Genomic DNA, 12509 nt, shown 5'->3' on the forward strand with positions numbered 1-12509 from the left:
AGGCGGCCGGTATGACGACCCCCGACGCACCGGTCACCGACCGGGCTATGACGGCGGACGAGGCGGTGAGCCCCAGCCTCGAGGATCCGATGGCGCGGGGCGCGAGCGAGCTCATCGGTGGGCCGCCGGGGCGGCACGCGGTGCTGCCCGACCGGTGGACCTGGTGGACGCCGGTGCGGGTGCTGCTCGCACTGACGATCGTCGTGTGCGGCCTCGGCTACGCGCAGAAGTCCACCTGCCGGGACACCCGGAACTGGACACACGAGTACCAGTACACGCGGATGTGCTACTCGGACGTCGTCGCGCTCTACTCGCAGGAGGGCCTCAAGGACGGGAAGGTCCCCTACCTTGACTACCCGACCGAGTACCCGCCGCTGATCGGCGCCACCATGGAGGTGGTGGCCGCCGTCTCGCGGGTCGCGCCGTCGCAGCGGCCGGTCTACCGGACCGAGAACGGTGACCAGGTCATCGACCACTGGACCATCGACGCCCGGTCCGCGCTGTTCTACGACCTGACCGCGCTGGTCTTCCTCTGCTTCGCCTGCGCGGCGGTCGTCGCCGTCGCGAAGACCGCCGGCCGAAGGCGGGTCTGGGACGCGGCGCTGTTCGCGCTCGCGCCCACGATGGTGCTGCACCTGCTGACCAACTGGGACATCGTCGCGGTCGCGTTCGGGGCGCTGGCCGTCTACGCCTGGTCCAGACGGGCGCCGGTGGCCGCCGGCGTCCTGCTCGGCCTCGGAGTGGCCACCAAGCTCTACCCGGTGTTCTTCCTCGTCGCGATCGGCATGCTGTGCCTGCGCACCGGCCAGCTGCGGGCCTTCGGCCGGCTGGTCGCCGCCACCGCGGCGACCGTCGCCGTCGTCGTGCTGCCGACCTACCTGATCGCCGGCTACTTCATCGGTGACAAGAAGTCGCACGACGGCATCCTGTCGAGCCTGGGGTCCGGCGGCTGGTTCGGCATGCTCGACGGGCACGCGGGCGGCGCCCAGAACGCGGTGGCGCGCTTCATCGACCTCAACGAGCACCGCCCCGCCGACTGGGACTCGCTCGCGTTCGCGGTGCAGTGGCTGTCCGGGGCGTACGACCCCGGTTGGTTCGGTGGTCCGCACCTGATCGTCATCGCGCTGGCCACGTTCGGCCTCGCCGCCGTCGCAGCCGGCCCACTGGTACGCGCGCGCTGGAACGAGTCCGGGGACGACGAGGCGGATGACTCGGCCGGCGTCTCGACTGGCGCGAGTGGAGCGAGTGGCGCCGTCCGCGGGGCGACGCTGGCCGTGGGCGCCGCCGCCTGGCTGGTCGTGGTCATCGCCACGCCGGTCGTGCTGACGGCGGTGCGTGACCACGGCATCTCGGTGTCGGTGCTGAACGCCCTCACCTCGATCGCCCTCATCGCCTCGATCGCCGCGATCGCCGGGCTGTGCTGGTTCGCGCCGCGCCGCCCGCGCCTGCCGCAGGTCCTGTTCCTGCTCGTGGTCGCGTTCCTGGTGACCAACAAGGTGTTCTCGCCGCAGTACACGCTGTGGCTGCTGCCGCTGTACGCGTTGGCGAGACCGAAGTGGCGCGCGTTCCTGGTCTGGCAGGCCGCCGAGGCCTACCTGCTGTTCATGCGCTTCATGCACTTCATCTACAACGACACCAACGGGGCACGCGGGGTCGCCCGTGGCTGGTTCGTCGGCGCGGTCGCGTTGCGTGACCTGGTGCTGCTGGTACTCGCTGGTCTCGTCGTCCGCGAGATCCTGCGCCCCGAGCTCGACGTCGTCCGGGCCAGTGGGGTGGACGACCCGGCCGGCGGCGTTCTGGACGAAGCCGCGGATGCCTACGGCCCGCACCGGCGGCCGGCGCGGGTCCTCGTCGGTGAGGTCGTCGACGGCCCGTCCAGCTCCGGTGGCCTCTGGGCCGATGCGGCGACGGTCGCCGACGATCGCGGGCAGACCGACGGAGGCGGCGCTCCCGGCGCTCCCGGCGGCGCGGCCGGTCCCACCGGCGCGCCCGACGGCGACGTCCTGGAACCTGGCGCGCTGTTCCGGCCGCGGCGGACTGATCCCGAACCCCAGTGAGACCCCTGCACCCGGTGGACCCGGTGGACCCGGCGGGCCCGTCGGCGCCGCCGGGCCCGCCGGATTCGGCAACCTCGCTGGCCCGGCTGTCGTCGTCCGCGAGTGGGTGGTGGGCTCGGCTGCCAGAGTCGGCGCGGGCGACGCTGCCGCTGTGGTGCGCCAGCCGGGTGGCGGTCGCGTTGCTGTCGTTCGCCGCGGCGCGGGTCGTGGTCGAGGGCGCGCTGGGGCAGGTGCCCCGGTTCACCGAGCTGTGGGACCGCTGGGACGTCGGCCTGTTCACCAAGGTGGCGCGTTATGGCTACGTCTCGCCGCACTACTCCGACAAGACCGAGGTCGACTTCCCGGCCTTCCCGCTCGCCATCCGGCTGGTGCACTACGTCGTGCCGAACTGGATCGTCGCGGGACTGATCGTCGTGTTCCTGGCCGGGGCGGTCTCGGCCGCGGCGATCTGGCGGCTGGCCACGGACGACGGCGGCCCGGCCGCCGGCCGGGCGGCGGTGCTGGCAATGATCTTCGCGCCGTACGCCGTGTTCCTGTTCGCCGGCTACTCCGAGGCGCTTTTCCTGGCGTTCGCGAGCACCGCGTGGCTCGCCGGCCGGCGCGGCCGGTGGTGGCTCGCCGGCGCGCTCGCCGCCGGCGCCGCCGCGACCCGGGTCACCGGCATTCCGCTGTGGTGCGGGCTCGTCGTGCTGTACCTCGTCGAACGTCGCCGGGCCGGGCTGCCGGTGCTGGCGTTGCCGGCGCTGTCGCTGGCGCTCCCGCCGCTGCCCGTGTTCGGCTTCCTCTGGTACCTGCATGGCAAGACCGGGGAGTGGAACGCATACACGGTCGCGATGCGCGAGGGTTGGCACCGCTGGGTCGACTGGCCATGGTCGGGCTGGAAGGCGACTTGGGAGTCGGCCTTCCCGGGGCCGGACGGCTCGACGACGTTCACCTGGTTCTGGCGGGCCGAGCTGCTGGCCGTGGTCCTCGGCATCGTGGTCACGATCGCGTTGCTGTACAGCCGCCGGTGGGCCGAGGCGACGTTCATCGGTACCGCCACGGTGCTGATGGCCGCGACCAACTACTACGCGTCGGGCGTGCGCACGATGCTGGTCGCGTTCCCGGTCTACCTGCTGCTCGCGCGGCTCGCCGGCCGGTTCCCCCGGGCGGCGCCCGCCTACCTGTGGCTGTCCGGTCCGGTGATGGCCGCCTTCGTGGTCGCCTTCACCCAGGGCCGCTGGGTCGACTGACCGACGACCATGCCGTCGAGTCGAGTCGGGTTGGACTCGGCCCAGTCGGCCCAGTCGGGCCGGTCAGTGCCGACCGGGCGTCGGCGAGCCCCCGCCTCGAACCAGTTTCTCCGTCACTGTGGGTAGTCGTTTTGGAGATGGCGGCTGGGCCACCGGCCCGTGTGCCGGACTGACCGTGGGCGTCGGCGCCGCGGCCGGCGGTGGCGGCGCGGCCGCCGTCGAGGTCGGCCGCGCCGCCAACCGGCCCGAGGTGGATGGCTCGGTGCCCCCGGCGGGCGGCGCCAACGCGCCGCCCGCCACCAGGACGAACCCGGCCACGACGACACCAGCGAGCAACGTGGCCATGGCCTGTGCCGGGTACGGCATCACGGGCGCCTCGTCCGCGCCGTGCGCCGGCCGCTGCCGATGCGAGGTCACCACCGCCGTCGCCACTCCTTACCCCGGGTCGGCCCGTCCGTGCGCTGGCATCGCGCGGACGGTAACCCAGAGTGACGGTCATGTTGGGGAGCGCGGCGTGGGCGAGCGGGCCGAGCGCCGTCGGCGGGCGACGCGCCCCGCCGATACGGCCACCACGAGGCGAATCGCGTCGTGAGTGCGCCAGGATGGGGACGATGAGTACAGGCGGTGACCTAGAAGGACGCCCGGCCGGAGGCCCGGCCGGCGACGGCGAGCGGGCCAGGAACGCGCTGGCCTACCCGCTCGCCGGCGGGGCAGCCGCCGCCGTGTTGTGCGTCATCGTGCTGGCGGCCGTCGACCCGTCGCCCGGGCGGCACCTGCGCGGCCTGCTCATCCTGCTCGCGATCGTCGGCCTGCTCGCGGTCGTCTGGGGGTGGGCGCGCACCGTGTGGTATGGGCCGGCGGCGGACGGCCAGCCCGGTGACCGGGGTGCCCTGCCCGGCCGGGACGCCGAGCACGTCGAGTAAGCTCGACGCGGCACGGTGCTTGCCTTATCGCGGGCGCCGTCGGCGCGTTCTCCGCCGTGACCCACCACTACGGCCCCGGTACCAGGGATGTCCCGGTACCAACGGCGCGGCAGCGGGGGTGCGGTAGCGAGAGCGCGCATCATTCCCTCCTGCCATGGGTGCAACCCGTGGCCGCCGAGTCCACAGGAGGTGGGTTCAGCCTTGGCACGTCATTACGAACTGATGGTCATCCTCGATCCGGATCTTGAGGAGCGCACCGTCGCGCCATCCCTCGACCAGTTCCTGTCCGTCGTCCGCAACGGCGGCGGCGCGGTGGAGAAGGTCGACGTCTGGGGTCGGCGCCGGCTCTCCTACGAGATCCGCAAGAGCCACGAGGGCATCTACGCCGTCATCGATCTGCACGCCGATCCTGACGTCGTCGCCGAGCTCGACCGTCAGCTCACGCTCAACGAGTCGGTTATCCGCACCAAGGTCATCCGGCTGCCCGACGCGAAGAAGCCGCGCGTCGCCCGCCGGCCGGCCGCCTGACACACCCGCGGGACAGGGGGCACATCCCATGGCCGGTGAGACCGTCATCACAGTCGTCGGCAATCTGACCAGCGACCCGGAGCTGCGGTTCACCCCGAACGGGGCTGCCGTCGCCAGCTTCACGGTCGCCTCGACGCCGCGCACGCTCGACCGGGCCACCAACGAGTGGAAGGACGGCGAACCGCTGTTCCTGCGCTGCTCGATCTGGCGGCAGGCGGCCGAGCACGTCGCGGAGTCGCTGACCAAGGGCGCGCGCGTGATCGTCCAGGGTCGACTCAAGCAGCGCTCGTTCGAGACCCGTGAGGGCGAGAAGCGCACCGTCATCGAGCTCGACGTCGATGAGATCGGCCCGTCGCTGCGGTACGCGACGGCCAAGGTCGTCCGCGCGGCGCGCGGTGGCGGTCCCGGCGGTGGCGGCGGCTACGACGGCCCGTCGGACGGTGGGTACCGAGGCGGCGCAAGCGCTGGTGCTGGTGCTGGCGCTGGCGCCGCTGGCGCCGGTGGCTACAACGGCGGCGCGGCCGGTGCCGGCGGCGCGAGCGGCCCCGGTGGCGGCGGCGGTGGTTACCGCGGCGGTGGCGGCGGTGGCTCGTCCTCCTCGGGGGGCGGCTATTCCGGCGGCTCCGTCGAGGACCCCTGGTCGCAGCCGTCCGGTGGCTACTCCGACGAGCCGCCCTTCTAGCGCCCGTTCGTGGTGTCCGGGCGTCTCTCGCCCGGCGCGCGCCGAGCCGGCTGAGCCTGCCCGCCGCGCGCTTGGCGACTTCGCCCAGGCCGCGATGCTGCCCGGGACCGGACCCGGACCTCGATGGCGCCTCGCGCCTGACGAGGTCTCCGGGACCTCACCCGACTTCGTCTGAATCTAGGAGTGCACAACCATGGCCAAGGCGGCTGTGCGCAAGCCTAAGAAGAAGGTTTGCGTTTTCTGCAAGGACAAGACCGAGTACATCGACTACAAGGACACGTCGCTGCTGCGCAAGTTCATCTCGGACCGCGGCAAGATCCGTGCCCGCCGGGTCACCGGCAACTGCAGCCAGCATCAGCGGGACGTCGCCATCGCGGTGAAGAACAGCCGCGAGATGGCGCTGCTGCCCTACACCTCCACCGCGCGCTGAGGAGGGTGACGGGACATGAAGCTCGTTCTCACCCAGGAGGTGCCAGGTCTCGGCAGCCCCGGCGATATCGTCGAGGTGGCCGACGGCTACGGCCGTAACTACCTGGTTCCCAAGCAGTTTGCGATCATCGCGACCCGCGGCATCGAGCGCCAGGTCGAGCAGATCAAGCGGGCCCGATCGGCCCGCGAGGTCCGTGACCTGGGGCACGCGCAGGAGATCGCCGCGCAGCTCAAGGCGCTGTCCGTGACGCTGACCAGCCGGGCGGGCAAGGAAGGCCGGCTCTTCGGCTCGATCACCGCCGGCGACGTCACGGAGGCCGTGGCGAAGGCGGGCGGCCCGGCGCTGGACAGGCGGAAGGTCCAGCTGACCTCGCCGATCAAGGCCGTCGGTCAGCACACCGTCGCGGTGCACCTGCACCCCGAGGTGACCGCCCAGCTGACCGTCAAGGTCGCCGCGGCCTGACGCGCGGAAGCGGTCACGCGGGGGCTCGGCGCCCAGGCGCCGAGCCCCCGCACGACACCTGCCCGGTGTCCCGGAAACGTCCGGGGCACCGGGCATCGTCGTCTCCGGACCGGCCTGTCCGTGTCATCGAATGTCGGCGTCGGCACGTCGCGTGGTCCACAAGTGGCCCTCGTAAGGCGACGCTCTCCCTGCAGGGGCCCCGTTCGGAGACTTTGGTGAACTTTTTTTGTGTCCACAGGGCGCCGGGGAGAATGCCCAGCCTGACAGCCGATCCTGGCCGGTAAGCCGCTAGTCTGTCCACAGCTCATCGGCCGTCGTCCCGAGGTCCTCCCCAGGTCGTACCGGCGTTGCCCACAGGTTTTCCACACATGCCTGTGGATAACTTTTTGCTGGTCGGGGGCTGTGTTCCCTAAAGTCGGCCACTCAGGGATCGCCGCGGGGCTCCGAGGGCGACGCGCGGGGAGGCGCACGCACGTTCGTCCCCATCCGGCGCGCGCGGCCGTCCCAGCGCTCCTGCTTGACACAGGCCGRCCGCCTCATCGAACATTTGTTCGATGCACGGTACTGGCCTGGGTCGACCAGCACTGGTTGACCGGCCCCGGTTGACCAGCACTGGTTGACCGGCCTGGTCAGCCGGGGGGCGGTACGTAGCGTTGTCGGGCCGTGCTGGAAGATCGTGGACGGGGGGTGAGGCGGGTGACGGTCACCGACATCGCGCGCGGTGGCGGCCAGCCCGTCGAGTTCGACCGCACACCCCCACACGACCTGCCGGCCGAGCAGAGCGTGCTCGGCGGCATGATGCTGTCCAAGGACGCCATCGCCGACGTCATCGAGGTGATGCGCGCGGGCGACTTCTACCGGCCGGCGCACTCCACGGTGTTCGAGATCATCGGTGACCTCTATGGTCGCGGCGAGCCGGCCGACACGGTCAGCGTCGCCGCGGAGCTCGGCCGGCGTGACCTGCTGGATCGCGTTGGCGGCCCCGGCTACCTGCATACGTTGATCTCCAGCGTGCCGACCGCCGCGAACGCGGGCTACTACGCCAGGATCGTCGCGGAGAAGGCCGTGCTGCGCCGCCTCGCCGAGGCCGGCACGAAGATAGTCCAGCTCGCCTACGGCCCGTCGAACGATGTCGACGAGTTGGTCGACCGCGCCCAGGCCGCCGTCTATGAGGTCACCGAGCGGCGCACCACCGAGGACTACTCGCCGCTGGGTGACCTGCTCAACCCGGCCCTCGAGGAGATCGAGGCGATCGCCGGCCACGAGGGCGCCCTCACCGGCGTGCCCACCGGCTTCACCGACCTCGACGAGCTGACCAACGGACTCCACGGTGGACAGCTGTGGATCGTCGCCGCCCGCCCGGCGGTCGGGAAGTCGACTCTGGGTCTCGACTTCGCGCGGGCGGCCTCCATCAAGCACGGAATGACGTCCGTCATCTTCTCGCTGGAGATGAGCCGCATGGAGATCACCATGCGGCTGTTGTCCGCGGAGGCCCGGGTCTCGCTGCAGAACATCCGGACCGGCCGGCTGACCGACGACGACTGGGCACGGCTGGCGCGGCGGATGGGCGAGGTCGCCGAGGCGCCGCTGTTCATCGACGACAGCCCGCACCTGACGATGATGGAGATCCGGGCGAAGGCGCGCCGGCTGCGCCAGCGCCATGACCTTCGCCTCGTCATCCTCGACTACCTGCAGCTCATGTCCTCGCCGAAGAGAGTGGAGAGCCGGCAGCAGGAGGTCAGCGAGATCTCCCGGTCGCTGAAGCTGCTCGCCAAGGAGCTGGAGGTTCCCGTCGTGGCGATCTCACAGCTGAACCGCGCCTCCGAACAGCGTGCCGACAAGCGGCCCCAGGTCTCCGACCTTCGCGAGTCCGGCAGCCTGGAGCAGGACGCCGACGCCGTGATCCTGCTGTACCGCGAGGACACCGTCGAAAAGGAATCCGCCCGGGCCGGCGAGGCCGACCTGATCATCGCCAAGCACCGTAACGGCCCGACCGGCACCGTCACGGTCGCGTTCCAGGGTCACTACTCCCGCTTCGTCGACATGGCGAACTGACCGCCGATGGGCTACTGAGCCCGTCCTGGCGGCTCGTCCTGGCTGAGCCTTCCTCGTCATCCGTCCGGCTGGTGGTCGGAATCGGTCGAGCTACTCCGCGGGGCGCCAGAGGCGGGCTGAGGTGTCGCCCGCGGTGGCGAGGATGTCGTCGGTCGGGGAGAAGGCGAGCGCCCGGACGGTGCCGACGTGACCGGTCGAGAGCTGGCCGAGCGGCTCCGGGCTCGCCGGGTCCTCGACGTTCCACAGGCTGACTGCGGCGCCGATACCGACGGCGGCCGCGAGGGTGCGGCCGTCGGCGGCGAAGGCGACCGCCCGGACCTGGCCGCTCTGCCGGCTGGCCAGCTCGGCGAGGCTTGACGGATGCGCCGGGTCGGTCAGGTCCCACAGGCGGACGGCGCCGAAGCCGGCGGCCACGGCGAGGGTGACACCGTCGGGTGACACGGCGAGCGCCCGCACGTGCCAGCGGTGGTCGGCGAGCGGCGGGCCGAGCGGGCGGGGGACCGACGACGTCAGGTCCCAGAGCCGCGCGGTGTGGTCCGTCCCGGCGGTGGCGAGGATCTGGCCGTCCGGCGAGAACGCGACGGCGAGGACCTTCCCCTGGTGGCCGGCGAGCGGGCGCCCGAGCGGGCGGACGGCGTCCCGGCTGGCGCCGTCGAGGTCGAGCTGCCAGAGCCGGGCCGTCCCGTCGAGGCCGCCGGTGGCGAGCAGCCGGCCTCCGCGGGCGAACGCCACCGAGGTCACCTGGTCGGAGTGGCCGTGGGCGATCCCGAGCGGGTGGTAGCCATGGCCGTCGACGGCGGGCCGCGCTTCGGAGCCGGTGGCCGCCCGCAGCCAGAGCCGCGCCGTGTGGTCGCCACCCGCGGTCGCCAGCGCGCGCCCGTCCGGCGAGTACGCGACCGCGAGCACCCGCCCCTCGTGGCCGCGCAGCGGTTCACCCAGCGGGGACGCGCCGGTGTCGGTCTCGCCGGCGAGCCGCCACACCCGGGCGGTGCCGTCCACGCTCGCCGTCGCGAGCATCCGGCCGTCGGGGGCGAACGCGACCGACGTGACCTGGCCGGTGTGGCCGGCGAGCGGCTCGCCGAGCGGGACCGCGTCGACGGCCGGTCCGAGCCCGACCAGCCCGGCGCGGCGCACGCCGAACCGCCTGGTCGGCCGGCGGCGGCCGGCCGGGTCCGCGCCGCCGTCGACCGGGCGGCCATCGTCGAGTCGGTGAGCATCGTCGGGCGGCCGCGTCCCGCCGGCCAGGTGAGGCGGAACGAAGGTGGTCGCCTCCCGGGTGGGCGGGTCGGTCGTCGCGGCCGGCCGGGCGGGGGCGGCGCGCCCGCGAGGATCTGTCGGTAGGGCCCGGGCGGTCGTCTCCTCGCCGGCGGCGTGGGTGCCCGGACCGGCCGGGGACACGCTGGCCGGGCGCGGCCTCGCCAGTGCGGCGCGACCGGCGTCGATGTCCCGGGCGATGTCCGCGGCCAGCGCCAGCGCCTCTTCCATCGCCGACCGCGCGACCCGTCGTGGAGATGGCGCGGCTGGGAAGATCGCGCCGGCGGACGGGTTGGCCGACGACGGCCGCTGAGAAGGCGGGAGTGGCGCCGCGTCGGGTCTCGCGGTCGCGGCGACCGGCTCGACCGGCTCTTCCGGCTCGAGCGGCGCGTCTTCCTCGTCGTCCTCCTTGTTCTCCTCGTCGTCGAGCTGGGTGGCGCCGACGAGGAGCAGCAGCAGGCCCTGGGCGGTCGGGCGCGTGGCCGGGTCCTTCGCCATCGCCCGGGCGACCAGCTCCCGCAGGCCCGGGTCGAGGCCGGTCAGGTCGGGTTCCTCGTTGACGGCGCGGTAGAGCACCACCGGGCTGGGGCCGTCGCCGTGTGGCAGCCGACCGGTGGCCGCGTAGAGCACGACCCCACCCCAGGCGTAGATGTCGGCTGGCGGGGCGACCACGCCGCCGAGCGCCTGTTCGGGTGCCATGAACGCGGGCGTGCCGACGCCGGCATGGGTGAACGTGGTCGTCGCGTCCATCGCCCGGGCGATGCCGAAGTCGATGACGCGGGCGCCCGATGGCGACAGCATGATGTTGCCCGGTTTCAGGTCACGGTGGACCAGGCCGGCGGCATGGATGGCCGTCAGCGCCGAGGCGACCGCGACCGCCAGCCGCTCCACCTCGACGCCCGGCAGCGGCCCGTCCTCGCGGACGGCGGCGGCCAACGTGCGCCCCTCGATGTACTCGGTGACCAGGTAAGGCCGGCGGGACGCGACGTCCACGTCCAACACCTCGGCGGTACAGAACCGCGCGACCCGGCGGGCCGCGGTCGCCTCCTGGCCGAACCGCTCCCGGAACTCCGGCTCGCGCGCCAGGTCGGGCCTGATCACCTTGACCGCGACGAGCCGCTCCCGGCCACTCCCGCGAGGGTCGGCCCTGTCCGGGGCGGCGGCGCCTGCCGCCGTTTCGCCGTCATCAGCCCCGTCGGGGTCTGCCCGGCGGCCGAGGAACACCGTGCCCATCCCGCCCTGGCCGAGGCGCCCCAGCAGCTCGTAGGGACCAAGCCTGGTCGGGTCGTCCTCGTCGAGAGGTTCCACCCCGCCGCCGCCCGGGCCTTCGACCGTGCCGTCTCCGACCACCATGCCGACGCCCCTGTCGCCCTGGGAAACCGCTGGCTTGAGAGGATATTCGGTGCCAACCCGCCGTTACTCCGCTTCGACGGCACCCGGGATGTCCGGCTGGCCGGCGGCGCCGTCGCGGCGGGTGCCAGACTTGCGGCATGAGCGCATCCGGGGCGGCCGCGGACGGCACCCGTGGCCCTGAGTCCGCGGTCACGGAGATCGCAAGGTTTAACGTGAAACCAGGAACGGAGAGCGACTTCATCGCCGCGTACCACACGGTCCGGCACGAGATCGCGACCTCGCCCGGCTGCCGCTCGATGCGGATGAGCCGGGGTGTCGAGTCACCGAGTTCGTTCGTGCTGATCGTCGAATGGGACAGCCTGGAGGCGCACACCGAGGGGTTCCGCGGCTCCGACGGCTACGGCCGCTGGCGGGCGGCGATCAGCCCGTACTTCGCCGGCACGCCGACCGTGGAGCACGTCGCCGGCGTGGACGTCTCGTCCTCGTCCGCTGCCTCCGCCTCCGTCGGCTCGGCCTGACGGCGCCGGGCAGACGACCGGGGGAGCGATGGCCGAGTTCTTCAAGCAGTTCTTCGGATTCCTGATCTTCGCGCCGCTGACCGCGGCGGTGTTCGGGGTCGGCATCTGGGTCCTGCCCGCCGTGTTCCTGCGCGACCAGCTCGCCCGGCTGAACCTGCGGTTCTTCCACTTCTTCGTCACCGGCTACGTCTTCATCGCGATCACGGCGATCTATCTGCTCGTCGTCGGGTCGAAGCTCAGCGCGGCGGACGGCGGCGGGCGCCACCACCAGGCGGGCCCGATCCTCGGCACGCTGGCGTCGCTGGCACTCTCCTGGTGGATTCAGCGCCTGCTGCGCAAGCGCTTCCCCCGTCGCCCTCGACCAGGCGGGCCGCCGGCGCCCACCTACCCCGGGGTTGGCCGGACCGGTTACGGCCATCCCGGCTACGGTCACCCCGGATACGGCCAGCCCCCGGCCTTCCCGCCGCCTGTCCAGCCCGGCTACACCCCGCACCCCGGTTATGCCCCGCACCCTGGCTACCCCGGCTATCCGGCCTTCCCACCGGCCCATCAGCCCGGTCAGCCCGGTCAGCCCGGCCAGCTAGGGCAGCCCACCCCGCCTCCCCCGCCAGACGGCGATCCCACCGCCATCGAACCGCCCCGCCCCCCCGGCCTGCCCTGGGCCGTCCCGCCCCCCGGGCCGTCCACACCCCCTCCGGCGCACCCCGCCGACTGACGGTTCGGCGGCGTCCTCCACGTCCTCGACGTCATGCGGGTCCGGCGGAACGCGGAGCCCGCGACGGCGCGCGGGTCGACCAGCTGACTCGCCGCCGGCTCGGACCGGCCCCGTCCTGAGGTCAGGATGGCGGCCGCGGCGGATACGCTGATAAGCGGCGCGGAACCGAATCGGGTGCGTGCCCCCGCGTGCTGGCGGCCCGCTGGCGAACCCAGTTGGCGAACCCAGTGGCAAGCCCGGGCCTGGCGCGCGCCGCCACGAGTGCAGCGACCGGGCCGCGCGACCCCGCCCCGCCGCGCT

At 72.9% G+C, this 12509-nt stretch carries 12 protein-coding genes; 10 read left to right on the top strand and 2 right to left on the bottom strand.

All coding sequences use genetic code 11. From position 1 onward, the window contains the following. Nucleotides 1-11: 11 nt before the first annotated feature. Nucleotides 12-2057, top strand: a complete 2046-nt coding sequence (locus tag BCD49_RS08200; RefSeq protein ID WP_007516947.1) for a glycosyltransferase family 87 protein — start codon at nt 12-14, stop codon at nt 2055-2057. A gap of 23 nt (nt 2058-2080) precedes the next feature. After that, nucleotides 2081-3289 carry a hypothetical protein gene (locus BCD49_RS08205; protein WP_442960469.1) on the top strand — a complete coding sequence of 403 codons (1209 nt, stop codon included), beginning with the start codon at nt 2081-2083 and terminating at the stop codon, nt 3287-3289. Between the two features lie 63 nt (nt 3290-3352). Here the strand turns inward: BCD49_RS08205 and BCD49_RS43455 are convergent, their stop codons facing one another. Next, entirely contained in the window at nt 3353-3709 is a 357-nt protein-coding gene (locus tag BCD49_RS43455; protein ID WP_157845175.1) for a hypothetical protein, read from the bottom strand. A 191-nt stretch (nt 3710-3900) separates the two neighbouring features. Here BCD49_RS43455 and BCD49_RS08215 point away from each other — a divergent pair, with 191 nt between their 5' ends. The 6 genes from BCD49_RS08215 to dnaB all read left to right on the top strand — a co-directional run bounded on the left by BCD49_RS08215 (nt 3901) and on the right by dnaB (nt 8369). Further along, nucleotides 3901-4212: a hypothetical protein gene (locus tag BCD49_RS08215; protein ID WP_007516944.1), complete on the top strand. Its 312-nt coding sequence runs from the start codon at nt 3901-3903 to the stop codon at nt 4210-4212. Nucleotides 4213-4413: 201 nt separating this feature from the next. Further along, on the top strand, nt 4414-4740 hold the full coding sequence (gene rpsF / locus BCD49_RS08220) for a 30S ribosomal protein S6 (RefSeq protein WP_027140301.1): 327 nt from the start codon (nt 4414-4416) through the stop codon (nt 4738-4740). Nucleotides 4741-4768: 28 nt separating this feature from the next. Next, nucleotides 4769-5422, top strand: a complete 654-nt coding sequence (locus tag BCD49_RS08225) for a single-stranded DNA-binding protein (RefSeq protein WP_007516942.1) — start codon at nt 4769-4771, stop codon at nt 5420-5422. Between the two features lie 193 nt (nt 5423-5615). Then, nucleotides 5616-5852: a 30S ribosomal protein S18 gene (gene rpsR, locus BCD49_RS08230; RefSeq protein ID WP_007516941.1), complete on the top strand. Its 237-nt coding sequence runs from the start codon at nt 5616-5618 to the stop codon at nt 5850-5852. A 15-nt stretch (nt 5853-5867) separates the two neighbouring features. Continuing rightward, nucleotides 5868-6314 carry a 50S ribosomal protein L9 gene (rplI, locus tag BCD49_RS08235; protein WP_007516940.1) on the top strand — a complete coding sequence of 149 codons (447 nt, stop codon included), beginning with the start codon at nt 5868-5870 and terminating at the stop codon, nt 6312-6314. Between the two features lie 696 nt (nt 6315-7010). After that, nucleotides 7011-8369: a replicative DNA helicase gene (gene dnaB, locus BCD49_RS08240; protein ID WP_007516939.1), complete on the top strand. Its 1359-nt coding sequence runs from the start codon at nt 7011-7013 to the stop codon at nt 8367-8369. A 90-nt stretch (nt 8370-8459) separates the two neighbouring features. On the opposite strand, the gene BCD49_RS08245 is transcribed toward dnaB, so the two are convergent. Further along, nucleotides 8460-10976, bottom strand: coding sequence for a WD40 repeat domain-containing serine/threonine protein kinase (locus BCD49_RS08245; RefSeq protein WP_007516938.1), 2517 nt, complete (start codon nt 10974-10976; stop codon nt 8460-8462). A 137-nt stretch (nt 10977-11113) separates the two neighbouring features. On the opposite strand from BCD49_RS08245, the gene BCD49_RS08250 reads away from it, so the two are divergent. Continuing rightward, nucleotides 11114-11494: an antibiotic biosynthesis monooxygenase family protein gene (locus BCD49_RS08250; protein ID WP_007516937.1), complete on the top strand. Its 381-nt coding sequence runs from the start codon at nt 11114-11116 to the stop codon at nt 11492-11494. Between the two features lie 28 nt (nt 11495-11522). Then, nucleotides 11523-12209 (top strand): hypothetical protein, encoded by a 687-nt coding sequence (locus BCD49_RS08255; RefSeq protein WP_007516936.1) that lies wholly within the window; start codon nt 11523-11525, stop codon nt 12207-12209. Nucleotides 12210-12509 lie beyond the last annotated feature (300 nt).

Origin of the sequence: Pseudofrankia sp. EUN1h (genome assembly GCF_001854645.1) — a bacterium.
Taxonomy (GTDB): Bacteria; Actinomycetota; Actinomycetes; order Frankiales; family Frankiaceae; genus Pseudofrankia; species Pseudofrankia saprophytica.

Bases quoted from the DNA above. Each gene is read 5' to 3' on its own strand.
- BCD49_RS08200 (WP_007516947.1), top strand. From the start codon at position 12: ATGACGACCCCCGACGCACCGGTCACCGACCGGGCTATGACGGCGGAC.
- BCD49_RS08215 (WP_007516944.1), top strand. From the start codon at position 3,901: ATGAGTACAGGCGGTGACCTAGAAGGACGCCCGGCCGGAGGCCCGGCC.
- BCD49_RS08225 (WP_007516942.1), top strand. From the start codon at position 4,769: ATGGCCGGTGAGACCGTCATCACAGTCGTCGGCAATCTGACCAGCGAC.
- rpsR (WP_007516941.1), top strand. From the start codon at position 5,616: ATGGCCAAGGCGGCTGTGCGCAAGCCTAAGAAGAAGGTTTGCGTTTTC.
- rplI (WP_007516940.1), top strand. From the start codon at position 5,868: ATGAAGCTCGTTCTCACCCAGGAGGTGCCAGGTCTCGGCAGCCCCGGC.
- BCD49_RS08245 (WP_007516938.1), bottom strand. From the start codon at position 10,976: ATGGTGGTCGGAGACGGCACGGTCGAAGGCCCGGGCGGCGGCGGGGTG.
- BCD49_RS08250 (WP_007516937.1), top strand. From the start codon at position 11,114: ATGAGCGCATCCGGGGCGGCCGCGGACGGCACCCGTGGCCCTGAGTCC.
- BCD49_RS08255 (WP_007516936.1), top strand. From the start codon at position 11,523: ATGGCCGAGTTCTTCAAGCAGTTCTTCGGATTCCTGATCTTCGCGCCG.